The sequence below is a fragment of the Burkholderia sp. GW821-FHT14F03 genome, from assembly GCF_058803765.1.
On the sequence record NZ_JBXAPG010000001.1, the window covers coordinates 139,128 to 162,492 of the forward strand.

27 protein-coding genes and 4 pseudogenes are annotated in these 23,365 nt (G+C 60.0%); 26 read left to right on the top strand and 5 right to left on the bottom strand.

Going from position 1 to position 23,365, the window contains the following annotated elements:
* Positions 1-2: 2 nt before the first annotated feature.
* The 4 genes from AC1RQF_RS00715 to AC1RQF_RS00730 all read left to right on the top strand — a co-directional run bounded on the left by AC1RQF_RS00715 (position 3) and on the right by AC1RQF_RS00730 (position 4,215).
* On the top strand, positions 3-380 hold the full coding sequence (locus tag AC1RQF_RS00715; protein ID WP_492871038.1) for a phage tail tube protein: 378 nt from the start codon (positions 3-5) through the stop codon (positions 378-380).
* A gap of 1 nt (position 381) precedes the next feature.
* Positions 382-753, top strand: coding sequence for a phage tail assembly protein (locus AC1RQF_RS00720; protein ID WP_492871040.1), 372 nt, complete (start codon positions 382-384; stop codon positions 751-753).
* A gap of 106 nt (positions 754-859) precedes the next feature.
* Positions 860-2,779, top strand: a complete 1,920-nt coding sequence (locus AC1RQF_RS00725; RefSeq protein ID WP_492871041.1) for a hypothetical protein — start codon at positions 860-862, stop codon at positions 2,777-2,779.
* A gap of 8 nt (positions 2,780-2,787) precedes the next feature.
* Entirely contained in the window at positions 2,788-4,215 is a 1,428-nt protein-coding gene (locus AC1RQF_RS00730; RefSeq protein ID WP_492871042.1) for a DNA circularization protein, read from the top strand.
* Between the two features lie 2 nt (positions 4,216-4,217).
* Here AC1RQF_RS00730 and AC1RQF_RS00735 read toward each other — a convergent pair whose 3' ends face one another.
* Positions 4,218-4,694, bottom strand: a complete 477-nt coding sequence (locus AC1RQF_RS00735) for a hypothetical protein (RefSeq protein ID WP_492871043.1) — start codon at positions 4,692-4,694, stop codon at positions 4,218-4,220.
* 18 nt (positions 4,695-4,712) lie between these two features.
* On the opposite strand from AC1RQF_RS00735, the gene AC1RQF_RS00740 reads away from it, so the two are divergent.
* The 7 genes from AC1RQF_RS00740 (at position 4,713) to AC1RQF_RS00770 (ending at position 10,260) form a co-directional block, all read left to right on the top strand.
* A complete protein-coding gene (locus AC1RQF_RS00740; protein WP_492871044.1) occupies positions 4,713-5,861 on the top strand; it encodes a phage baseplate assembly protein in 1,149 nt (382 codons plus the stop codon).
* Positions 5,858-6,475: a phage baseplate assembly protein V gene (locus tag AC1RQF_RS00745; RefSeq protein ID WP_492871045.1), complete on the top strand. Its 618-nt coding sequence runs from the start codon at positions 5,858-5,860 to the stop codon at positions 6,473-6,475. The genes AC1RQF_RS00740 and AC1RQF_RS00745 overlap by 4 nt, the downstream gene beginning before the upstream one ends.
* 112 nt (positions 6,476-6,587) lie before the next feature.
* Entirely contained in the window at positions 6,588-6,977 is a 390-nt protein-coding gene (locus tag AC1RQF_RS00750; RefSeq protein WP_492871046.1) for a phage GP46 family protein, read from the top strand.
* 1 nt (position 6,978) lies between these two features.
* Positions 6,979-8,136, top strand: coding sequence for a baseplate J/gp47 family protein (locus tag AC1RQF_RS00755; protein ID WP_492871047.1), 1,158 nt, complete (start codon positions 6,979-6,981; stop codon positions 8,134-8,136).
* The gene (locus tag AC1RQF_RS00760; RefSeq protein ID WP_492871048.1) at positions 8,137-8,733 is read left to right on the top strand and encodes a YmfQ family protein; all 597 of its coding nucleotides are present in this window, start codon (positions 8,137-8,139) and stop codon (positions 8,731-8,733) included.
* A gap of 9 nt (positions 8,734-8,742) precedes the next feature.
* The gene (locus AC1RQF_RS00765) at positions 8,743-9,717 is read left to right on the top strand and encodes a gp53-like domain-containing protein (protein WP_492871049.1); all 975 of its coding nucleotides are present in this window, start codon (positions 8,743-8,745) and stop codon (positions 9,715-9,717) included.
* A 9-nt stretch (positions 9,718-9,726) separates the two neighbouring features.
* Complete coding sequence (locus tag AC1RQF_RS00770) at positions 9,727-10,260, top strand: hypothetical protein (protein WP_492871050.1); 534 nt, start codon at positions 9,727-9,729, stop codon at positions 10,258-10,260.
* Positions 10,261-10,267: 7 nt separating this feature from the next.
* Here AC1RQF_RS00770 and AC1RQF_RS00775 read toward each other — a convergent pair whose 3' ends face one another.
* On the bottom strand, positions 10,268-10,891 hold the full coding sequence (locus AC1RQF_RS00775; RefSeq protein ID WP_492871051.1) for an SGNH/GDSL hydrolase family protein: 624 nt from the start codon (positions 10,889-10,891) through the stop codon (positions 10,268-10,270).
* Positions 10,892-11,133: 242 nt separating this feature from the next.
* On the opposite strand from AC1RQF_RS00775, the gene AC1RQF_RS00780 reads away from it, so the two are divergent.
* From AC1RQF_RS00780 to AC1RQF_RS00820, 9 genes and pseudogenes are all read left to right on the top strand, one after another.
* Entirely contained in the window at positions 11,134-11,520 is a 387-nt protein-coding gene (locus AC1RQF_RS00780; protein ID WP_492871052.1) for a hypothetical protein, read from the top strand.
* A 2-nt stretch (positions 11,521-11,522) separates the two neighbouring features.
* Positions 11,523-12,140 (top strand): glycoside hydrolase family 19 protein, encoded by a 618-nt coding sequence (locus AC1RQF_RS00785; protein ID WP_492871053.1) that lies wholly within the window; start codon positions 11,523-11,525, stop codon positions 12,138-12,140.
* Between the two features lie 62 nt (positions 12,141-12,202).
* Positions 12,203-12,835 carry a hypothetical protein gene (locus AC1RQF_RS00790; RefSeq protein WP_492871054.1) on the top strand — a complete coding sequence of 211 codons (633 nt, stop codon included), beginning with the start codon at positions 12,203-12,205 and terminating at the stop codon, positions 12,833-12,835.
* The gene (locus AC1RQF_RS00795) at positions 12,832-13,050 is read left to right on the top strand and encodes a hypothetical protein (RefSeq protein ID WP_492871055.1); all 219 of its coding nucleotides are present in this window, start codon (positions 12,832-12,834) and stop codon (positions 13,048-13,050) included. The genes AC1RQF_RS00790 and AC1RQF_RS00795 overlap by 4 nt, the downstream gene beginning before the upstream one ends.
* Before the next feature lie 53 nt (positions 13,051-13,103).
* Positions 13,104-13,541 carry a hypothetical protein gene (locus AC1RQF_RS00800; RefSeq protein WP_492871056.1) on the top strand — a complete coding sequence of 146 codons (438 nt, stop codon included), beginning with the start codon at positions 13,104-13,106 and terminating at the stop codon, positions 13,539-13,541.
* Positions 13,538-13,792 (top strand): hypothetical protein, encoded by a 255-nt coding sequence (locus AC1RQF_RS00805; protein ID WP_492871057.1) that lies wholly within the window; start codon positions 13,538-13,540, stop codon positions 13,790-13,792. The genes AC1RQF_RS00800 and AC1RQF_RS00805 overlap by 4 nt, the downstream gene beginning before the upstream one ends.
* Positions 13,789-14,526: a hypothetical protein gene (locus tag AC1RQF_RS00810; protein WP_492871058.1), complete on the top strand. Its 738-nt coding sequence runs from the start codon at positions 13,789-13,791 to the stop codon at positions 14,524-14,526. Before AC1RQF_RS00805 ends, AC1RQF_RS00810 begins: the two co-directional genes overlap by 4 nt.
* Before the next feature lie 56 nt (positions 14,527-14,582).
* Complete coding sequence (locus AC1RQF_RS00815) at positions 14,583-14,780, top strand: hypothetical protein (RefSeq protein ID WP_492871059.1); 198 nt, start codon at positions 14,583-14,585, stop codon at positions 14,778-14,780.
* Between the two features lie 128 nt (positions 14,781-14,908).
* Positions 14,909-15,430 (top strand): annotated as a pseudogene (locus AC1RQF_RS00820) (transporter substrate-binding domain-containing protein); the annotation flags it as partial.
* A gap of 234 nt (positions 15,431-15,664) precedes the next feature.
* Here the strand turns inward: AC1RQF_RS00820 and AC1RQF_RS00825 are convergent.
* Positions 15,665-15,766 (bottom strand): annotated as a pseudogene (locus tag AC1RQF_RS00825) (secretion protein HlyD); the annotation flags it as partial.
* A gap of 24 nt (positions 15,767-15,790) precedes the next feature.
* Positions 15,791-16,037, bottom strand: a pseudogene (locus AC1RQF_RS00830) (HlyD family secretion protein); the annotation flags it as partial.
* Between the two features lie 1,144 nt (positions 16,038-17,181).
* On the opposite strand from AC1RQF_RS00830, the gene AC1RQF_RS00835 reads away from it, so the two are divergent.
* From AC1RQF_RS00835 to AC1RQF_RS00860, 6 genes and pseudogenes are all read left to right on the top strand, one after another.
* Positions 17,182-17,613 (top strand): hypothetical protein, encoded by a 432-nt coding sequence (locus tag AC1RQF_RS00835; RefSeq protein ID WP_492871060.1) that lies wholly within the window; start codon positions 17,182-17,184, stop codon positions 17,611-17,613.
* Positions 17,585-18,021: pseudogene (locus AC1RQF_RS00840) on the top strand (transposase); the annotation flags it as partial. The gene AC1RQF_RS00835 and the pseudogene AC1RQF_RS00840, both read left to right, overlap by 29 nt.
* Positions 18,022-18,359: 338 nt before the next feature.
* Entirely contained in the window at positions 18,360-19,202 is an 843-nt protein-coding gene (locus AC1RQF_RS00845; RefSeq protein ID WP_273995804.1) for an ABC transporter substrate-binding protein, read from the top strand.
* Between the two features lie 83 nt (positions 19,203-19,285).
* Positions 19,286-20,785: an amino acid ABC transporter permease/ATP-binding protein gene (locus AC1RQF_RS00850; protein ID WP_492871061.1), complete on the top strand. Its 1,500-nt coding sequence runs from the start codon at positions 19,286-19,288 to the stop codon at positions 20,783-20,785.
* A 30-nt stretch (positions 20,786-20,815) separates the two neighbouring features.
* A complete protein-coding gene (locus AC1RQF_RS00855; protein ID WP_443111425.1) occupies positions 20,816-22,150 on the top strand; it encodes an amidase family protein in 1,335 nt (444 codons plus the stop codon).
* Between the two features lie 61 nt (positions 22,151-22,211).
* Positions 22,212-22,613, top strand: coding sequence for an ectoine synthase (locus tag AC1RQF_RS00860; RefSeq protein ID WP_273995808.1), 402 nt, complete (start codon positions 22,212-22,214; stop codon positions 22,611-22,613).
* A gap of 48 nt (positions 22,614-22,661) precedes the next feature.
* On the opposite strand, the gene AC1RQF_RS00865 is transcribed toward AC1RQF_RS00860, so the two are convergent.
* Positions 22,662-23,336 carry a GntR family transcriptional regulator gene (locus tag AC1RQF_RS00865; protein WP_273995809.1) on the bottom strand — a complete coding sequence of 225 codons (675 nt, stop codon included), beginning with the start codon at positions 23,334-23,336 and terminating at the stop codon, positions 22,662-22,664.
* Between the last annotated feature and the right edge of the window lie 29 nt (positions 23,337-23,365).

The following is a 23,365-nucleotide window of genomic DNA, read 5'->3' on the forward strand; positions in this document are numbered from 1 at the left end:
ATATGGCCAGCAATCTGATTGCAGGCGTTGCGCAGATCACCGTTGATGGCGTGACGTATCAGCTCGAAGGCAGTCTCAAATATTCGCCGTCGAGCGTCAAGCGCGAAGCCATGATCGGGCAAGATGGTTTCCATGGCTGGAAAGAGACGCCGGTTACGGGTTGGATTTCGATGTCCATCCGTGACGCTGGCGATCTCACGGTAGCCGCATTCAATGCGATGCGCAATGCGACCGTCGTCGGTTCGCTCGCGAACGGCAAGATCGTTACCGGTCGGAATATGGGCACGACGGACGCGCAAGAAGTGGACACCGAAGATGCGAAATTCGACGTCAAGTTCGAAGGTCCGCAGGTCTCGGAACAAACCGTCTCGGTGAGCTGATATGGAAGACGAAAAGAAAAAGCCGCGGCACGCGCCCGTACCCGATACGCTGACGATCGAGCTATCGAAGTCGATCACGCTCGGCGGCGGTGGCGACGACACCGTCTATACGGAGATCAATCTTCACGAGCCGAACGTCGAACAGCTCAGCGCTTTCCTCAAGAAGGCGACCAAAGACGGTGCCCTCGAAGCCATGAAGTCGCTCGTATCCGCCGTTTCGGGGGTCCCGCTGGCGGTGCTTGCGAAGATCGGTGTTCGCGACTACTACAAGGCTCAAACGTACCTCACCGAGTTCATCAGTCCGCCGGACGAGGATGATCCGGAGGGAAACGTGGAGGGCTCCCCGGGGAGTGGGAGCACATCGTCCGCCTGACCGAGCGCTTCTGGCGCTGGCAGCCCAGCGAAACCAAGAAAATGACGTGGAGTGAGGTGCGCAATTACGCGTACCACGCGGCGCGCATGTTGAAAAAGGACTGAGTGTGAGTCAGGAATTCGTCATTCGCATCCGTGCTGACGATGCCGCGACCGCAACCGTCAACAAGATCAAGGCCGCGCTAGGCAAAGTCACCGAGCCGATCGACAAGGCGCAGAAGCGCCTTGGGAAGCTCGGCGATCTCGGGACGGGCAGTCTGGGAAAGCTGGAGAAGGGCTTTCGCAACGCAGCCGATTCTGCGGGCAAGGTCGTCGACAAGATTGTCGAGGTCATTCCCGGTCTGACGGCGATCGGTGGTGCGGCGTCGCTTGCTGGATTGTCGGCGCTTGCCGTGCGTTTCGGCGCGTTCGGATTCACGCTGAACAAGACGTCGAAACTGCTCGGCATGAACGCTCAGGATCTCGCCGCGTGGCACGTCGCCGCGCGGCGAGCCGGCGTCTCGGCCGAAGAGTTGGACTCGGGGATGAGTGGATCGCAGATGGCGATTCGCGCTGCGGCGAATGGTGCTGATCCCCACGCGATGCTGCTCCTGCAGAAGATGGGCGTACAGATCGCGCGGAACAAAGACGGCACGGTCGATTATTACTCAACCCAGATGCGCCTGATGAAAGCCATTCAGGGGCAGCGCTCAGTGCAGGCGCAGCGCGAAGCGGCGAATACGTTCGGCATGGGCGGTATGCTGCCGATGATCCAGCAGGGGACATGGGAGGCCGACAAGGCGCGCGCGATTCGCCAGGGGCTTGTGCCAACGGATGCCGAAATCGCAAAGGCGAAGGCATTCAATGAGGATATTGCCGATCTACGCGGCTCAGCGGAAGGACTGGGCAATGCTATCGGCTCGTCGTTGATCCCAGTGCTTGATCCGGTCGTAAAGGGCCTTTCTCGGTGGTTGGATCAAAACCGCGCGGCGATTGCTGACAAACTAGCTGAAGCAGTGCAGAAGTTCGTCACATGGGTCTCGAAAATTGACTGGGACGCCCTCTCGAAAAAAGCGAGTGATCTGTGGGACAACCTAGGAGGAGTAAAGGGAGTATTGCTCGCGATTGGCGCCATCACATTCGCTTCACCGATCGCCGGCCTGGCCGCCCTGGCGCTTAATCTGGGCAGGATTGCAGCCTTCGCCTCTAACCCATTCGTCGCAGCGATCGCGGGCGGCCTGATCTCGGAATACTCGCGACAAAGCGCTTTAGACGCAGCAATTCCGGCTGGGCCGAACCACGATCAGCAAGTCGCGGAGGCAATGGCCGGCGCTGCCGTGACACCGAATGTCGAACAGCCTCCGGTGGGCGGATGGGGGAAAGTTGGTAGCCTGGTCAATAAGTGGATGGGCCACGAGGATGCCCAGCCGCTCGGCATCCGGAGCAATAACCCGCTCAATGTTCTCCAAAAAGGTGTGGAGCGCACATATGCGACCCCCGAAGAGGGTATTGCAGCTGCGGTTGCCAACCTTGAACGCGGCTATCGGGGCCTTACGATCGCGCAGATTCAGGACAAATGGACTGGTGGTTCGCGCACCGGAAACACGCCTCAGCAGATCGCGAATTACACGAAGATCATGTCTGCGTCGACGGGGCTGCAGGCGACAGCGGTGCCGGATCTAGATGATCCTCGGATCGTATCAGCTCTCATGACGGGGATGATTCGAGCAGAGAATGGGCGCCAGCCTTATACGCCCCTACAGATGGGGGCGGCCACCATTTCCGGCATGCGGGAGGCCGGCGTGCGTCTAAGGGCGGACGCCGTTTCCGGCATGCAGGAGGCCGGTGTGCGTCCAAACTTGACCGCGCCTGATGGCGCATCGCCGGTTGACGCCGCACATACTGAGCGAGTCGCTCAGTTGCAGCAGCAGGCGGCAAAGCTGCATATCACGTTCGACAACGTCCCCGCCGGTGTGCGGCCGGAAGCGAAAACACAAGATGGCAGCTATCTGCCGACGAAAGTGAACTACCGCCTTGACGGGATATAGGAGATCGAGTGAGCACCATCACGGACGCAGTTCAAGTCGCGGGAAGCATCGGCGGTCTCGCGTCCGCGATCGGGGATGCTGCCACTCTTATCACGGGCGATTGGTTTGGGCGTCTCGATAAAGCCAGCTACGGTAAGCTGCGGTTCGGTGTCGAGTCCATCCGTACCGCCGCGGGGCGAAAGACGTCAATCCACTCGTATCCCTTCCGTGACGATGTGTGGGTCGAGGACCTTGGAAAGCGCCCGCGTCAATTCGAGGTGCTCGGCTTCCTGGTCGAGGGGGATCTGATCACGGGGGGCGGTGACGTTATTTCGCAGCGGAAAACGCTGCTCTCCATCTGCGAGACGGCGGGCGGCCAAACGCTCGTACACCCTACGCTCGGCACGGTGGAGAACGTCTGCTGTCTGAGCGTGGAAACGATTGAGCGTCGGGACTTGGGTCGTGCCTTCGAGATCCGCATGACGCTCATCGTGTCCGGCAGCCGGCTTTTCCCAACAACCAGTACGTCGACGGCAGACGCAAGCACGTCGGCGGCCAGTCTGACGGGCATCCAGGCACTTGCGGATTTCGTAAGAAGCACGGCTGCCGCGATCGCGAATGGCGCGGCGGTGGTGCAGGAGGCGGTTTCGACGGTCGTTGGCTGGTATCAGATCGGCGTCACGGCGATCAACGACGTAAAGCGAATCATCGGAGCCGTATCGACGCTTGCGGGGAATTTCGGGCGCTTGTTCGGCGGCGGCAATAGCGGGATTTCGGGCAGCAATCAGCAGGCACCGGCAAACACAACCGCATCTGACCTGCTTTCGGCTTCTTCTGCGGCGCGCACGTCGGTTCTCGCGGCTGGAGCGGCACTCCAGGCTGCTGCACAAAATCCATCGGATTCTGCCACTCTCGGCGCAGCGGCGCAGGCCTACGTCGCCGCCGTGGCGGCTGCCGCGACAGCTCCGGCCGATGGGGTGCGGCTGGTGAGCATGCTGGCGCAATATTCGCCGTCATCTGTCGTGCCGACTGGGCAGGTCGGCGCGGCGATGGGCACTATGCAGACGGCTATGTCAGCGCTGCTTCGCCGGTGCGCACTCGCACAGCTTGCGACGACGCTGACAACCTATCAGCCGTCGTCTCAAGAGGATGCGAATTCGGTTCTTGGCGCCGCGGTGAAGTTGATCGATGCCGAATCCGATATTGCCGGTGATGCGGGCGACGATGATTCGTATATGGCACTGCGAGCATTGCGTCAGGCTGTCGCCGCGGACCTCCAGGCCCGCGGGGCAGATCTCGCCGCGATCGCGACGTTCTCGTTCAATGCGTCGCTCCCGTCCCTGGTGCTGGCAAATCGCATTTACCGTGACCCGACGCGAGAGCAGCAACTTGTGCAGCAGATCAACCCTCGCCATCCGGCGTTTTGCCCTCCGACCTTCTCCGCGCTCTCTAGTTAGGATTAGTGGGGCGCGAGTGCTGGCGCAGAAGGGCCGTCAATTCCGTCAACCGAATAGTTGACGCTTGTTGGGAGAAGTGATTTGACGTTTTCGCGAATTTCCTCTGAATTTGGAATTGCTCTCAGTTGCGTCGAAATGATGTAGTACGGACCAGCAAATCCATCGGTTGAAAAGATGACTCCTGTCGGCACGACCTCCGCGACGGAATATTCGTGATCACGGAAAGATGTTGAGCCGAGTTTAGTGACGATGAGCGGTCTATCGCTCTTCAAGGATCGGCAGTGCGCCCGGCCGGCTTCAGCTTTCCACGATGGAGAGAATCGAGTTGGAGAAAAGGGGCTTTCCAGATACGCGACCATGCCTGGCGTGGGACACACAACGGCGATCTCAGCCTTTATGCGTGAGTGGGTTACTTCAGCCTGCGATGAGATGGGCACAACGCTGAGCGCGAGCGCGCCAAGCATACTTTTTAAAAACATTGCTGGTCTCCATTTGTTATGGACGAAATTACCCTGCGGGTCTCCACGTGCACGCGCGATCCAAATCCATCGGTTGGCGAGCCCACATATTACGCGTCCAACGGAAGGGACATCACCGGATGGACTTCCGTGCGCGTCGCGCGCGGTATCGAACGGTGTCCGTCTGACTTCGAGATCGCTTTCACGGAGCCATATCCCGGCGTCTCACAGGTCATTGTTCAACCCGGCGATCTGGTGCAGGTGATTCTCGGCGCCGACGTCGTGCTCACTGGCTTCGTTGACCGCTACCTGCCGAGCTATAACGATCGAGAGCATACGATCAGGATCGCTGGCCGTAGTAAGTGCCAGGATCTGGTCGATTGCTCCGCGCGCTGGACGGGAGGGCAGCTTCTCAACCTCAAGATCGATCAAATAGCGAAGCAACTCTGCGCGATATACGGAATTGATGTAAGTGTTGCTGATGGCACTCTTGTCGGTGATCCGATTCCCCAGTTGAACATCATGATCGGCGAGCCCATCTACGGCGTGCTTGAGCGTCTGGCTCGATACCGTGCCTTGTTGCTGTACGACCAACCGGATGGCAGCTTGCTGCTGGCGAACGGAGGCGCAGGACCGGGCGGCATCGGTACAAGGAAGGCGGCGAGTGGTTTCAGAGAGGGCGTCAATGTGGCATCGGCTGGTGCGATATATAGCATGGATGGCCGCTTCTCTGACTATGACGCGGTATATCAGGGGCTCGACACGCTTCAGGACACGGGCAATGGCGGCAACCTGATTGCGCACGTCAGCGACCCTGGTGTGCCGCGGCTGCGCTATCGCGCGATCGTCTCGGAGAACGTCGCCGGTGGGTCGACGGTCGCGCAACAGCGAGCGAATTGGGAGCTTGCTGCGCGCATGGGCCGTTCGATGCAGGTCCGATTGTCGACCGATAGTTGGAGGGACGCGTCCGGCGCGCTATACGAGCCAAACACGCTCGTCGACATCGATCTTCCAGGCTTGAAATTGACGCCCAGGATCTGGCTGATCGCCGATGTGACGTATGTGCGTGACGAGCAGGGCACGCGCACTGATCTTGTGATCATGCCGCCGCAGGCGTTCTATCCGGAGCCGGTCACGTTGTACCCGGTCGCGCCGGACTACACCACCGTGAGAGGGGTCAATTCGTGAATCTCGAAGACCTGAGGATGAGGGTTCGGGCAATCATTGGCCGTGGCCGCGTGAAGTTTGTGGATGATTCTGGGTCCGTGCAGAAGATGCAAGTTCTGATGAACGGCATCGAGACGCCGGACAATCGTTATCGCGTTCCTGAATTCGGCTTTACGTCGAACCCACCGGTTGATTCTGACGTCATTGCGGTACACGTCGCTGGCGATCGGTCCGCCGGTGCGGTGCTGGGAACGAACCATCAGCCGTCGCGGCCCACCGGGCTTCAATCCGGCGAAACAATGCTGTATTCGCAGGACGGTAAGAGCATCTATCTGACGGCGTCAGGCGGCATCGTCGTGGAAGCAAAAGGGCAAAACGTCGTCATCAACGATGCTTCGAATGTGACCTGCAACGCTAGCGGAACGTTGACGATCAACGCACCGAGCATCGTGTTAAACGGTAACGTGCAGATCAACGGGAACATCGGGCAAAGCGGCGCGAGCGGAGCCCGCGGAACGGCGACATTTACTGCGCCGATCACCGCGCCAGACGTCAATCTGCCGAATGGCGCTGTGAACAGCCATAACCACTACGTTCCTGCGGCGCCTGGTACCTCGAATGTGATGGCGAACTAGATTTTACCGAGCAAACAACACAGCCCGCCGCGCGCGGGCTTTTTTACGCCCGAGCACAATGGCAGACGTCTCAATTTCGTGGGACTCGGCGAACAGTCGCGGAGACTGGACGATGAACGGCCCGGTGCTGGCAACCGGCAACGACATCGAGACCGCCATCCTAATCAGCATCTTCAGCGATCGTATGGCGAACCCCGGTGACGTTATTCCGGACGGAACCGGGGATCCCCGCGGATGGTGGGCCGACGACGATGTGCGAATCGGTTCGCGGATGTGGCTACTCAGACGTGCGAAGCAGACGGCTAAGACGCAGCAGCTCGCATACGACTACCTCGCCGAATCGCTTCAGTGGATGATCGATGACGGAGTGGTTGCTCGCTTTGACATCACGACGCAGTGGGTGAGCACTGGAATGCTCGGAGCGGTGATCGTGGCCTGGTCGCCGACCGGGACGTTACTTTCAAAAGGCCAGTACGCATGGGCCTGGGCGGGGATCAACTGATATGCCTTATGCACGACCGACACTCACGCAGATCCGTGCGCAGGTAGCTGCGGATCTGCAGGTGAGCCCGGCTGGCTCGGACCCTCTGCTGCGCTTTTCGAGTCTCAATGTCCTCGGACGCGCGCTATCTGGGCTCGCAAATTCGCAGTATGGGTACACCGACTGGATTGCACTGCAGTCGAATCCGTTCACCGCCTCTGATGAGTATCTCGAAGCCTGGGCAGCGCTGAAGAACATCTACCGCGATCCTGCGACGCAGGCCGGCGCGGCCACTCCCGGTCAGATCGCGTTCCCCGGAACGAATGGCTTCCAGATCCCGATCGGCACGCTTGTGACGCGCGGTGACGGGGTGCAGTACACGACAACGTCGCTCGGCACGGTGTCCAGCAATTCAGTGACAGTGAATGCTGAAGCGAACGCCGATCCCACCGGTCTAACCGGTTCGTTCGGCAATTGCGCAGTTGGCACGGTGATGACGCTGTCGACCTCAATCGCCGGCATCTCGTCGTCCGGTACCGTGACCGCGGCATTCACTGGCGGTGCCGACATTGAGACCGATGATAGCTTGCGGTCGCGGATGTTGTTTGCCTATCAGAATTCGCCGCAGGGCGGGGCGGTGAACGATTACATCACATGGGCAAAGCAAGTCAGCGGCGTTACGCGCGCCTGGAGCAACCCGAATGGATTCGGGGCTGGCACTGTCGTTGTCTATGCGATGCTCGACTATGCGGAAGCTGCCAACGGCGGCTTTCCTGTCGGCACGAATGGCGTTGCGACGGCAGAGACGCGAGGGGCTGCAGCAACCGGCGATCAGCTCACGATCGCGAACTACATCTATCCATTGCGGCCGGCGACGGCGCTCGTCTATGTGTGTGCTCCGAATCAGCAGATCGTGAACTTTACGATCAGCGGTTCGGCCAACTTCAGCGCAGCGACGAAGGTGTCGATTCAGTCCGCGATCGCCGGGGTGTTCGTGATGTACGGATCGCCGATCAGCTCGACGGCCGGGCAGAACGGGACGATCTATCTGTCGTATATCGAATCGGCCATCGCGGCTATCGCTGGGACGACTGGTTTCGTTCTCGTGTCGCCTACTACAAACATCGTCGGAACCACAGGGCAGCTTCCTGTGCTCGGCACGATCACATGGCTTCCATAAATGACTGCGCCGAACTATCAAGCATCCGACTTCGCAGCGGCGATTCACAATCTGATGCCCCGCGGTCTAGTGTGGCCGCGCGATCCGACTGCAGTGATGGCGCAGGTGATCAATGGACTTGCGCCGATGTGGGCGAGGCATACGCAGGCCAATAACAACCTGTTAGTTGATGCTTTCCCAGCGACGGCTGTTGAACTACTCCCGGAATGGGAGGCGACGCTGGGGCTGCCGGATCCGTGTGCGGGCGCGTCTCCTACGTTGCAAGGCAGACAGCAGCAAGTAGTTGCTCGGCTGACAAATAGCGGCGGACAGTCGATTCCATACTTCATCGCGTATGCAAAAACGCTCGGCTATACGGTGACGGTGACGGAATTCACTCCGTTTCGAATCGGACAGCAATGCATGGGCTGTCCGCTAGGTACGCAAGACTGGGCATTCACGTGGCAGATCAACTCAGCGTTGAACACGATCGCTTATTTCCAGACAGGACAGTCCTATGTCGGCCAAGCTCTCGCAAGCTGGGGCAATGCAGTTTTGCAGTGTGAGTTGACAGCAATCAAGCCTGCGCACACGTATCTGAATTTCGCATACCACTAAAGGATAGGCATGTTCCAAACTGATATAGCCACCGCGTCGAGCACGCTGCCGACGCCGGCCTCGGCTGGCACGCCCGGGTACTTTACGAATGGCAACCCCAGTACGGGCGTCGCCGCGACGATCCTCGACGCCGACTTCATGAACATGGTTATGCTTGAGTTGACCAATGTCGTGACAGGGGCAGGTTTGACGTTGAGCAAAACGACGTACACCCAAGTGATGTCCGCAATCCGCCGCATTGGTCAGAATACCGTCGTGCTGACCGATACCGGCGTAGCGAATGCATACACGGCGACGAATGCGGTGCCGCTTGTCGCTGGCACGTGGGTCGATGGCGTCGTTCAGGCGGTCAAGATCGCACATGCGAATACGGGGGCGTCGACATACGCGCCCGACGGCCTCACCGCGATCCCGATCTATGGCTTGGGGCTGCAGCCATTGCAAGGCACAGAAATGGCCGTTGGTGGAACCGCCATTTTGATGCGTACGACGATCGCGGGCGTGAATAGCGGCAACTCGATCTGCGTGCTGATGGAATGTGCCGGTGGCGCGCAACAAGTTGCGACTGCCACGCAGAGCCTGCATTCGGTGCAGTTCGGACAGGCGCAATCTCTTTTTGCGGCACTTGCGGGGCTGTCAACGCAGAATTTCTCCGTCGCCGCCGCCACGCTGACAGCACATGCGGTGAATCTCGGACAGTTCGCATCCGTCCAAGCAGCGAACGGCTATTTCAAGCTCCCCAATGGGGTGATCATCCAATGGTGCTCGGGAACGACTAGTGGTGGAGGCGCGACGCTGACATATCCGATCGCGTTCCCGAATGGGGTACTCGCAGCCGTTCCGATTTTTTATTCGTCAAGCGGTGCGGCGAATTCACTTGCAATAAATACACCATCCAAAACTGCCGCGTTGGTCAATGCGGTTAATTCGAGCGGAAGCGGTGTCTCGGGCATCACCGTTGGATGTATCGTGATCGGAAACTAAGGGGAAATCATGGGGCAAAAATTCGCTGCGTTCGGCGCCACGGGTGCGATCATCGCATTCTATGACAGTGAAGACAGTCCGGTTCCGAATGGGGTTGCGGTTATAGAAATCACGGATGCGGAGTGGCAATCTTGCCTCGGAAGTTCCGGGTACACGGTTAGCAATGGGAGCTTGGTGCCCCCGGTTGCGCCCACTGCCGCAGAGATGGCTGCTCAAGAGTTGGTATTGTCGGCACAGTCGATGTTCGGGACTGGGATTGCAATTTCAAGCACCTCATCTCCCGCGCTCAATGGGACGTATGCATGCGATCAGCTGTCGCAGATGGACATCATCGCAATCGAGACGAGCATCAACGCAGGCAAAGGATTCCCGGGAGGCGCGACAACGTTCAACTATCCCGACGTCTCCGGTGCAGCGCACACTTTCACTGAAAGCAATTTCTCGGACTTTGCTGCAGCAGTTCGCGATTACGTGTATGCCCTCAAGTCGGTCCTCGCAGGAACATCGCAAACGCTCCCCGGCAAAGCAACTGTCATTGCGTGACCTTAAATCATCGGCTCGCGAGCATTGCAATCGCATATGCCTGGCGTTGTGACTTGAGCTTGTAAAGCTGGTCGCTTGGGTGAACGCAGTCCGACAGCATCGATTGCCAGTTCGGTAGCGCTTTGATGTACTTGTACTGGCTGACGAGTGGCACGCGCATATCAATCGACACCTGGTCGATGATGACGACCAGGTCATCGAGAACCGCGCTTTGAGCCGCATCGTTACAGATGGGATTCGGCTCTTCGAGGATGGGCGTCTTGCCGTATGCGCGCTGGACCGTGACGTACTGACGCAGATCGCTCTCGAATTGCGCCTCGGCCGCGTAGCCGCGTGAGATCCAGTAAGCGTTATTGATTCCCCAATTTTCAACGCTGAAAATGTTCGTGTCGACTGCCGTCTCGGCTGCGATCGTCGCGAGGGTGGCATCCTGTCCGCTCACGTTGAGCCCGAGTGCGCTGCCAGGTTGAGCATCATCTGAAACCACGATGCCCGCTGACGGGAGCATGCTCTTCAGAAACACCGGATCCGCCCAGGGGGCCGACTGCTGAGAATAGTATGCGTCGGCATCGAGGTTGTTCGGACGCACGAGCCCGGCTTGCGTGCTGTCTCCCCGGAGCGTGACAGTCACCCAAATGGGATTTGTTGATATGGGTTGAGAGGGAGCGGGTGTTGTCGGCGGAGAGGACCCGCCGTCCCCTCCGCCGCAAGCCGACAAAGCGCACGCCGCGGTAATCGCTATTAGATAGGAATAGAGGTAAGTGCACGCTGTACGCGCGCGGAGAAGGAGTTTCATGGTGTTTTCCTTGCAGGGATGAGCGTCAAAAACTTTTCGTAGCCGCCTTCGGGCGGCTTTTTGTTTTCGGGGGATGAATGGCAGATAACGCGTCAGCGCGTAGCGGCGTAGAAGAGCGCCTTCGCGCCGGGGAGCGGCGTTTTTCTAAGCTTGATCAGCGCATTGCCGACAGTGATGCGCAGGTGAAGGCGCATCTGCATCAACAGGATCAAAAGATCGACGCGATCGTTGCATCGGTCTCGAAAATTCAATCGAACACGCAGTCGATGGTTGATACGTGGGAAGGAGGTGCGCGTGTCGTTCGAGTGCTATGTCGGATTGCCGATGGTTGGCGATTCCTTGTTCGACATGTGGCGCTCCCTTCTGCTGCGTTCGTAACTGCCTGCGTAATCGTTATCCGCTATGTCAGACACGAATCGATTCCCGAATGGGCGGTTGCGGTCGTCAAGCTACTCGTGGGGTGATCATGAATTTGACTTCTTCAATCGTTTCCGCGGGGTGCGGAGCATCAGCGGCCATTGCGCTGAAATGGCTCGCTCCATTGCAGAGTGCATGCGACGCGCATCAGATCAATACGCCTCTCCGAGCAGCCGCGTTTCTTGCCGAAATCGGAGTAGAGAGCGCACGTCTGTCGTCGGTTGTCGAAAACCTGAATTACAGCGCGGAGGGATTGCTTGCGACGTTCCCGAAGTACTTCGGCGAGTCCGATGCGCAACAGTACGCCCGGCGGCCGCCAGCTATCGCAAATCGCGTCTATGCGAGCCGGTACGGAAACGGCGATGAAGCAAGCGGCGACGGTTGGAAGTACCGCGGTCGGGGACTGATTCAGATCACGTTCCGGAGCAACTATCAGCTCTGTTCCGTCGCACTTGGAGTGCCGTTCGAACAGCAGCCGGATCTACTTTCCGATCCGGTCAATGCGGCGATGTCGGCAGCATGGTGGTGGGATGCGCATGGCTTGAATGCGCTCGCCGACGCAGGGCAATTTCAACAGATCACTCGTGTGATCAACGGTGGGCTTAACGGCTATTCGCAGCGTCTGTTCCTGTATGGCGCCGCGAAGAAGGCTCTCGGCATCGCTTGACCTGTTAATTCCTGCAATCCTGCCCGGCCGAGCGCCGGGCTTTTTCATTTCCGGATCCAGATATGACTCGATGCAGCCATGATGTCGCGCTCGAACAGCGTTGCGAACGGTGTACGGCCGAAGGGCTCGCGAATCTGCCGAAGATCGCCGGTGAGCATGCAGTGCGCGTCACCGACGTCGAGGTCGAATACTACCCGGACCATTCGCCGCGTACTGAATCGGCGACGTTCCGCCGCACGAAGAAAGTGGGGCATGCGGCCGGCCTGCGCTGCTCGATCAGCGGCCAACCGGCGCCCGAGTATCACCACCTGTTCTGCGAATGGGCGGATTCCGACGGAATTGATTGGGTAGTCGTGCGCGGGGTCGCGCTGGGTGACGTCAAAGCGCTTCCCGTGCTGGACCCGACCACCGATCAGCCGACGAAGGAACTGTACCCGGTCGAGGAATCGTTCCTCTGGCTCATCTGCAAGCTCGTCGAGCTGCGTGGCTTTGACTGGCATGCGTTCGATCCGACGAAGCCCGAAACCTTCGTCGACGCGATGGAGAACATGCTGCCGCTGTCTGCGAAGTTTCATCGCTCGCCCACACACGGCATTCATCACCGGTCATTTCCGACTTACGTGTTCCAGGCGTTCCCGCGCAAAGCCGGGTTCGTCTTCACCCCGGACGAGATCGTCCAGAAGGAGAAAGTATGAACAGCGTATCTCCCGTCGCAACCAGCGCCCTTACCGTCACTGCAGCGCAGCTCGTGCCCACCGTCGAATGGATACTCGGCGGCTGTCACGGAGCGGCCCCGGGCAATCTATCGTCGTTGATTGCCGGCGGCATCGTGCTCGTGCTTCACGCCGCCTACAACAGATTGGTTGTGCAAGCCGCTGAAAAGAAAACCGCGCCGGTAGCGCAGCAGTAACCGAGCAGTTTCAACTCCGCCGCGAGCGCGGCACTCTCCCGAAGGTTCTCACCATGAAGAAGCTCATGCTGCTTGCGGCAGGCATCGTCGCATCTGTCGCGATCGTCGCCTGCAACTCTCTTCCGACCGTCCAACAGCAGTTCCAGACCGGCTGCACGATCGTCAATGGCGATCTGGCCATCCTCGCCACATCGCCGCTGCTGAACGCGGGTCAACAAGCCACGATCTCGAAGACGATCCTGCCGGCGAATCAGGCCATCTGCAAGGCCGGCGCACAACTGAATGTCACCGACCTCAAGGCGTTCCACGATACGCTGCTGCCGGCCGCGATCACCATCGTCCAGGCCGTTCCCTCGTTGCCGCAGCAACAGGCCGTTCTTCTGGGCTTGCAGACGTTCGGCCCGATGGTTCAGGCGCTCATCGACCAGATCCTGACGACGATGGCACCTGCCGCTGCATCGACGCCGTTCGCGGGCGCGCCGCTGCAATGAACGGGCGCCGCGTGTATGGCAAGGCTCCGCACGAACTTGAGCCGGGCGATTATGGCCGTTGGGATGCCGACAAGGGCAACTGGTATGCGTGCGTTCCGGATGGGAAGTGCGCGAACCTGACCGCTCATCAGGTTGTCGAGCATCCGGATGGCTCGATCACGGTCAGCCCTTCGATCCTCGTTACGCAGTCAGGCGAGACGCCGCCGGAATGGCACGGCTGGCTCGAGCGTGGCATATGGAGGTCTGTATGACTCTCAACTGGCCAGCGATCTCGCAAGCGGCCAAACGAGCCAACGCCGCATACCAAACGAAAGCCGCCGATTCCAAGGCGGCTTTTTCGTCTCTGGGCGATACGTGGGTCGACCTGTACACGACCGACTCGATTCAGGCTGCGTTGTCGGTCGACGCGGCCGGCACTACGCACCTGTCAATCTCCGGTACGCGGGCATCCGATGGCTATGTGCTCGACGTCTTCCGTGACATCTCGCTCAAGTCTGTGCCGGTTAAGGGCGGCTCGGTCACTGAGGGCGTCTTGGCGGACATGAACGAGATGTGGGCATGGGCGCTGAAGACGGCGCCGACCGGGGCGGTGTTTAACGTCGCCGGACACTCGCTGGGGGCGTCGCGTACGCATCTGACACCGCTGTTCCTCCCGCCGGCGCAGATCGGCGCGCTCCATTCGTTCGAAGCGCCCAAGTTCGCCGATGTGCAGTTCTACAGGACATATGCACGCGAACTGGCGGGGATGGTGTGCGTGCTCAACGGCCGCGATTCGTGGGCCGCGTGGCCGTGGATCGATCTGCGCTGGCAGAGCCGGCCGCAGCAGGATCACGTGTGGCTGAAGGAGTCAGGCTTCGAAGTGATCCCGACCAGTCAGTGGCCTGGCGCCGGCGACTTCTCTGACCATGACATCGACCTCGTGCAGTCGCGATGCGAAGCGATTGCAGCCTCGATGTCGAACTTGCCGTCCGGAACCGGCGCATAGAGCAACGCAATCCAACCGAAGTGCGCCTAGACTTCCTTCATCACGAAGGAGGCCATATGGAAGCGCCGAAGATTGATTGGAGCCAAGCCCCAAGGCAAGCGCGCTGGTGGGCAGTTGACGCCAATGGTGAGGCGCACTGGTTCCTCGTGCCAAACGTCGCATCCTATACAGACTTCTGGTTTTCGGAACCCGTTGCCGCGCCACGGTTCGGATTCGCTGGCAACTGGAGAGAAAGTTTGATTGAGCGCGGCTGAGTGCGTCCAAAACCCTCCGCTAAGTATTTGTTTTTATTGATGCCTGATGGTGGGTTTTGGTTCCGAATGAATGGGCTGGGAAACATTCGTTTCTCTATAACAATCAATTGCCTACTGTCATTCGGGTACTCTTTCTCTATGGCATCCGTTTCACCACGCGCAAGGATTCGGGCGTGAAGGACTTCCCGGATCTGGCGGGCAAGACGGTCGCGACCACGGCCGGCACCTCGGACGAGCGCCTGCTGCGCAAGCTCAACGAGGAGAAGGGCATGAACATGACGATCATCAGCGCGAAGGATCATGCCGAGGCCTTCCTGAACGTGACGTCCGGGCGGGCGGTGGCTTTTGTGATGGATGAGCCGCTGTTGTACGGCGAGATCGCGAAGGATCGCAACCCCGGTGCTTATGCCGTGACGGGTACGCCGCTCGCCCACGAGAACTACGCGTGCATGCTGCGCAAGGACGATCCGGCGTTCAAGCAGGTGGTCGATACGGTGATCGCGCAGCTGCAGACGTCGGGCGAGGCCGAGAAACTCTATGATCGCTGGTTCATGCAGCCGATTCCGCCCAAGGGGATGAGTCTCAACTATCCGCTGTCGGCGGAAATGAAACAGTTGTTCAGGAATCCGACTGATCAGGCGCAGTACTGATTGCGTGAGGGTGTGCGGGGGCGGGCCGCGCTCCTGTGCGGCCGGGTCGCGCGATCGATGCGTGTCGCGTTGCGGATCTCGGCGTCAATATCCCCTTGGACCTTGTTGCGAAATGAATCGGATGCTGCCTTGCGTTTGTTCCGGAGAACCAGGCTTCGGTCCGCAGGGGCATCGGTAGTTTGGCGCTGATGCCGAATGAAAGGCGATCCAGAAGGGACATGACCAGGCGCCGCGTCAGAGTTTGCCGGTGAGGCTGTAAAGAGGTTCGAGCCCCCATTCGTACAAGCGACGGCGTTCCGGCAGCACATCCGCCTGTAGTGCCATGCCGGATTGCAACATCTATGGCTTGCCGTAGGCGGTCACATGCTTTTCCAGCACGACGCCAGGCTGCTTTGCATAGAGCTTCACGAGTCCGGTGTCGGGGCTCAGCACGCCTTCGACTGTGGTGCGGCGCGTATAGCTAGAACAGCATCACGACGGACGCCATGCAGGCGGCAGCGGCTGTCAGGAACGCAAACGACACAGGACGAACCCTTATCGTTTCACCCAGCGTCCGGGTCCGCTGCGCGTCCTGAGCTGCTTCACGGAAAAGAGGAGCCTGGGACATCACAATAGATTTTGTTGTTTTCCGTGAGCCACGGCGGATGAAGGCAAATGAGTATTGCATCGAGGCTGTCGAGCCGGATGAATCCATTCCACAAAAATCGCATCAGATCGACATGTTTCGGAATGCGTGACAGGAGCGGCTATGTGCGACCGATAATAAATCTCGATGGATGGAAAGCCTGTAATTCAATTGTGCAGAAATGTAATGAGCGTCACCACATTAATATACAAAAATTCAGAAATCATGTCGTATTGAATTTGAAAGATAAAATATGTTGATTTTTAGTTTTGTCGGTGCCAATCTGCGCTCGTCGAGTAACGACACTCAATGCATGCTTTTTTTGATGACGCAATTCTTGGCGACATCACGGAGATAATATTCATGCTTGGAGAACGTTTCTTGCCAGGCACTCTCTGTCCTGCCCTGAGTTGCGATATGAAATCCATGAAAAATGGGCAGGAATAGCTTTGGGGTGGCATGCACATATCTGTAACGTGAAAGAACCGAGTGCCAGTGCGCGGCCACCGCTGCCGTATATGGCGCTGGAATAGCGATTCCCGCAGAGGGTGCTGATTGATCTGTATTTTGAACCAGCAGCCGAGCAAGGTTATGAAAAAATCAAGCAAGCTTATTGTGTGCGATTGTGTTGGTTTTTTGGGTGCGGCTCTGTTGTGTATTTGCGGAATCTTGATTTTATTTGGTTGTATTGAAAATAACCAATCCGTTCTAAGTCGTGCCGGAGGGTTGGCAATGACCGTTCTATATTTATGGGTGACCATCAGTTACGCCAAGAACATTAGAGGCTGGTACTCCAATTTGTCGAATCTGTAGAATTTCCGATCCTCATTCCTACTCGTCTTAATAACGTCGTCAGTCGACTCGTGCAGCGCGTTCGCGTTCGGGGCAATGCGGCAGTCTACTCCACAAGCGTGTGACCGTCAGGTGTACAGCCAACCGCCTGTATTGCAGGTGGCTTCCGAGTCCGGACGTGATGGTATGCGCTTGCTGCACGGTGTATCTATCGTCTTGACTTTCAATACGTCCAGATAGTCTCTGGCAAGATGGTTTTGCCGAAAGCGGCAAGGACAAGCCGTGCGATGCATTGTTGTACCGCGAGTGGTTTCGTCACCACGTTGAAGCCAAAGTGTTCATCGTATTTGAAAAATTGCGTGAGATATGTTCGCCGGGAAGTTTATTTGATCGAACAAGATGGAACAGGTCACTTACGAGTATCTCGGTAAAAAGCGTATTGGCACGGTTATGGCCTTTCCTTAGGCCGGTGGCATGGAGCGCGGCATGCGGCCTTGCGGCGACTGCACTGGTTGCGGCAACGGAAACCTCCATTCCAGCTTTCCTGAAGGTCGTACTCGCCTATGGTTTTGGCGAGCATGCGCCGCAATCCGCATGGTGGACTATTCCTCTGGCATTTCTGGGGCTCGCCTGCTTGCGCGGAGGCGCCCAGTTCGCCTCCGCCTACCTGCTCGGATACGTGTCGAACAACGTCGTGATCCGAATCCGTCAAGCGATGATCGAGCGTGTGGTGCGGGCCGGTGCACCGTTACCACATCGTCACTGACGCCAACGGCACCCCGCTCGCCGCGATCCTGACCGGTGCGAACGTCAACGACGTCAAGCAATGGCTGCCGCTGATCGACGCGATTCCACCGATTCGCGGATTGCGCGGCCACCCATTGCAGGGGCCGAGTGTGGTCCACGCCGATCGCGGTTCCGACTCCGAGTGACATCGACATGCGTTGCGCAATCGCGGTATCGAGCCGGTGGCTGCCGAGCGCCGGACCGAACATGGCCGCGGCCTTGGCAAGTATCGCCGGGTCGTTGGGCGCACGCGTGCCGGGTTGCATCACTTCCGTCGCCTCCGTGCTGGTTTCAAGCGCCGTGCTGATATTCACGGCGCGTTCCTCAAACTCGGTTGCCGCCTGCTCTGCTGTGGAACACCCTCCGACGCGCCCGGCAGCCTTTTTGAAACCGTCTTTTAGGTTTTCCAGCTGAAGCCGGCGCAACGATAAGCGGTGTGCCAGCCGCATCGGCGATCCATCGGATCGCGGCCTTCTCCCCGCCGGTCTCCCATTTCTGAAATCCGTGCCGGCGCCGGGCGGCGGCGCTTACATGCATGGACGAACGCAAGCGGCTACGCAACTTCACGAGTAAACCCGGATTCAGTGAACAATATGAACTGGTCAGAATGTTCCTGGATTGTTCAACAATCTTCGGCATGAAAACCTCTCGAATGCAAACGTAGCGGCCTGAGAATGGCCGCGCGCCGTTACTGAGCGAGAGCCGAAAAATCCCGGGAGCCTCGTCATGTACGGTCAACTTTTGTCTCGATATTTCTTGCGCGGAATACTCGCGTCCCTGGCCTTCGTATGCTCGCTCGCTGCGGCGGCGCCGTTGCAGACGGTGCGGCCCGGCAGCCTCCTGATCGGATCCGATCTGACCTATCCGCCATACGCGTATCTGGACAGCGGCAAGCCGGCCGGCTTCGACGCCGAGTTCTCGCGGATGCTCGCGCGCCGCCTGAAGCTCGATCCGGTCTTCCTCGACACGCGTTTCCCCGATCTGATCCTAGGAATGAAGGCGCGCCGCTTCGATGTCGTCGCATCGGCGCTCTACGTCACGCCGGATCGCGTGAAGCAGATCGACTTCGTTCCCTACCTGAAAACCGGGGCGTTGCTGCTCGTGACGAAAGGCAGCGCGTATCTGCCGAAAACGCCGCTGGACATGTGCGGCAAGCGTGTCGGCACGATCAAGGGCGCATCGTGGACGCCGAAGCTGCGCGTCGTCTCGCAGGGCGCCTGCAAGGCGGCCGGTCGCGATGCGATCGCGATTCTCGAGTTTCCGACCTCGCCGGAAACGACGTCCGCGCTGATGTCGAAGGCGGTGGATGTGCAGATCGAAGACGCGGCCGTCGCGCAGGGCATTCCCAAGCAGACGGGCGGGCGCGTCGAGTTGATCCCGACGACGCTGCTCTATCCGATCGTGATCGGCCTCGGCGTGACGAAAGGAGAGGCGGGCCTGCAAAGCGCGCTGGCTGGCGCGTTGGATGAGGCAAGGCGCAGCGGCGAGTATGGCCGCCTCGTGAAGAAATACGGATTGCAGGAGCCGACGGAGGTCGATATTGCCGCTGCGCTCGGCAAGGCAAACTAAGCACGGCCACGCATGCGCGCGGGTGCGAACACGCGATGGACGCACGGCGCCCGCATCCCCTGTCTGCACTCGAGGAGCCTCCGATGCAGTTCGATTGGCACTATGCATTGCAACTGTTGTGGGACCGGGATTTCTGGCGCGCCGGTTTCGTGGTTGTCAAGCTCAGCATTTCCGCCTGGCTGCTCGGCATGTTGCTCGGCTTTCCCCTGGCGCTCGCAAGGCAGTCTCACCGCGCCGCGCTCAAACGCGCCGCGAGTGTGTATATCTGGTTTTTCCGCAGCCTGCCGCTGCTCGTGCTGCTCGTCTTCATCTACAACCTGCCGCAGGTGTTTCCGGCCACCAGCGCGCTACTGTCCGACCCGTTCGCGGCCGGCCTGATCGCGCTGGTGCTGAGCGAGACCGCCTACTTCGCGGAGATTCATCGCGGCGGGATCCTGTCGGTGCCTCGCGGGCAGATCGAAGCCGGCCGAGCGCTCGGCATTCGCTTCACGGGCATTCAATGGATGATCGTGATGCCGCAGGCGATCCGCATCGCGCTGCCGGCCCTGGCGAACGAGTTCATTACGATCGTGAAGCTGACGTCACTCGTGTCGGTGATCTCGCTCGCGGAGATCCTGCTCGTCGGGCAGCGCCTGTACACGCAGAACTTCCTCGTGTTCGAGACGATGCTGGCCGTCGCGTTTTATTACGTGCTGATCGTCACGGTGTTCAGCCGGCTGCTGAGCCATCTCGAACGACACCTCGATGTCAGTCGGCGCGTGCCGGTGCGAGCGGGCGCGGAGGCCATCGCATCGTCGACGCCGACGCGGATCGTCGCGCCGGGGCCGCGCACGAACGCCGCATTCGCGCTGCGACTGAGAGGTGTGCGGCAGCGATACGGCCGTCATGAGGTGCTGAAGGGCATCGATCTCGCCGTTGCGCCCGGCCAGATCGTTTCGATCATCGGTCCTTCCGGGTCGGGCAAGACGTCGCTGATCCGCACCATCAACGGCCTCGCACCGCTCAACGAGGGCGAGATCGAACTGTACGACGAGCCGTTCATCCGCGCGTCCGGCGCGTATTCCCGCGTACCGCACGATCGCATTCTCGACATTGGCATGGTGTTCCAGAGCTTCAACCTGTTTCCACATTGCACGGCACTGCAAAACGTCATGATGGCGCCGCGTTATCACCGGCAGGCCGATGCGGACGCCATCCGGATGCAGGCGCTGGCGTTGCTGTCGAAGGTCGGGATGCTCGAACACGCGTACAAGTATCCGCATCAGTTGTCGGGGGGCCAGCAGCAGCGCGTGGCGATCGCGCGCGCGCTCGCCATGCGGCCATCGATCATGCTGTTCGACGAGCCGACGTCGGCGTTGGATCCGGAACTCGTCGGCGACGTGCTGAAGGTCGTCGAGACGCTCGCGAAGGAGGGAATGACGATGATCATCGTCACCCACGAGATGAACTTCGCGTTCCAGCTGTCCGACCGGATCGTTTTCATGGAGAACGGCCGGATCCTGCACGACGTGCCACCCGAGCGGATTCGCGACACGGAGGATGTGCGTGTGAGGGATTTTTTGCAGCACGTGCATTTTGCATGAGCGGAACTGAAGGATCTGCGAGGACCGACGATGGATTGCGCTGATTTGCGGTTGCCTGACACGGATGGGCGCGGAAGCGTCGAGCGGTTGCGCGCGTGTTTCGCGCTGGCTGATGTGCATGCCGGCGACATCGGGAGAGCATGGCTCGCACGCCGCGACGAGGCGGCGCTGGCCGAGGCGCGTGCGCAGGATGCATCGACGCGTGCAGCCGCTGCGCCGTTGGCCGGCTCGGTGTTGACGGTCAAAGCCAATATTGATTGCGACGGGTGGGTCACGCATGCCGGCTCGCGCGTACTGGCCGCAGAGCCTGCCGCGCATGCCGACGCCGAGCTTGTCGCGGCGCTGCGGCGCGCCGGTGCGATCCTGGTTGCGCAGACCGCCATGACGGAATTCGCCTATGGGGCGCTCGGCGTGAATCACGCCTATGGCACGCTCGCGACGCCGCTTGATGTACGGCGCGAGCGTGTGGCGGGCGGATCGAGTTCGGGCGCGGCGGTGTCGGTGGCGCTTGGCGCGGCCGACCTGTCGCTGGGTTCCGATACGAGCGGGTCGGTGCGTATTCCGGCCGCGTTTTGCGGTGTTGCCGGATTCAAGCCGTCGCGCGGGCGCTATGCCGATGCCGGCATGACGTTCCTGTCGACGACGTTCGACGTGCCGGGGATGTTGGCCAGGACGGCCGGCTCATGTCGGCGGATCGACGCCGTTCTGTGCGGGGGCGGATCGAGCCGGCGCGCGCCGGCAAGCGTGAAGGATCTGCATTTCATCGTGCCCGAGCGGTTCGCGACCCATGACGTCGACTCAACCGTGGGGCAGGCATTCGATGCATGCTTGTCGCGATTGTCCGAGCAGGGCGCGCGTATTACGTACAAGCGGCTCGACTGCATCGCCGAGGCAGGCCCGATTGCGCGCGCGGGCGGCATCATCGCGGCCGAGGCGTTCATGTTGCATCGCCTGAGGCTGGCGACCGCCGCAGATCGCTACGATCCGCTCGTCGGCCCGCGCATCGCCGCGGGCGAACAGGTGCGCGCGCACGAGTATGCGGCCGCGCTGCGGCGTCTGGCGACGCTGGCCGACACCTACCACGCTGAACTTGACGACGCGCATGCGGTACTGACGCCGACCGTGCCAATGGTGCCGCCGCGCATTGCCGATCTGGCGGACGAAACCGTGTATCTGGCGCAGAACGCACGCGCATTCCAGTTGACCGAGTTCGCGAACCGACTCGACCTGCCGAGCATCAGCGTGCCGTGCGACCCGCACTTGAAGCAGCCGATCGGCCTGCTGATGACGGGGCGCCGCGGTGACGACGCATGCCTGCTCGACGCGGCGGCGATGGTCGAACGCGTGCTGGCCGCTTCAGCGTGATCCGTTTCTCGGCGGTATGAACCGCTGAGTTCTCTTTCCTCGTCACTCATCGGAGGTTCGCATGATAGTCGTAAGATCGGCCGATATCGCAAACACTGAACGCCACGCACGCGGTCCGGGTTGGGACAGCAAGCGCATGATCGTCAAGCAGGACGGCGTCGGCTATTCGGTTCATGAAACGCGCGTGCAGGAAGGCGCGGAGTTGAACTTGCATTACAAGCATCACTTCGAGGCCAACTATTGCGTGGCGGGAGAGGGGGAAGTCATCGAAACGGCCACCGGGGCCGTGCATCGGATCACGCCCGGAACGATCTACGCGCTGAATCGGAATGATCCGCACATCCTGCGCGCGACGCGCGGCGATCTGCATCTCGTGTGCGTGTTCAATCCGCCGCTGACGGGGTTGGAAACACATCGGGACGACGGCAGCTATGCATTGCCGGCCGACGAAGACGCCGGATGAGGCGCGATGCCGGAGCCGCCCGCGCCGCATCGTGCGGCGCGGTGCTCATCAGGCGGGCTTTCGTTGGCGGCGTTTCAGCGCGTCCAGCAGCATCCGTTCGGAATCGTCGAGATAGCGCGTGAGTGCGGTGACGGCTTTGGTCCGATGGTTCTGGGTGAGCAGGTCGTAGATCTGGTAGTCGCGCTGGATCCAGTCGGGCGTTTGCACGCGTTTCTCGTCGGGATCGGAGGCGAACACCAGACGCAGCTGCGCGGAGATGGTCCGAAAGAATTCGTCGAGCAAGGCGCTTTTTTGCAGTGCGACGATGTGCTGGTGGAATCGCAGGCTGTGCGTGCCGACAGCCTGCCAGTTTTCCTTATCGAGTTCGCGCTCGGCTGCGCGGATCGCGACCTGCATTTTTTCCAGCACGGCCGGCTGCGCAAGCTCGGCGGTGTTCAGCGCATGCAGTTCGAGCGTGCGGCGCGCGACATAGAGGTCGCGCACATCCTGGCGATTGAGCGTGCGAACGACGACACCCTTATGCCGCACGAACGTCACGAGGCCTTCGCGGCCGAGCTGATGCAGGACTTCGCGAAGCGAGTTGCGCGACGTGTCGTATTCGGCCGCGAGATCCATCTCGATCAATGCGGTGCCGGGCGGCAGCTTGCCGTTGATGATGTGCTCGCGCAATTGATGGCTGATCCGGTCGGAGACCGATTGCCTGCCCGCTTTTTCGCTTGCCATGCCGTTTGTTCGCTCCTCTCCTGATCGCG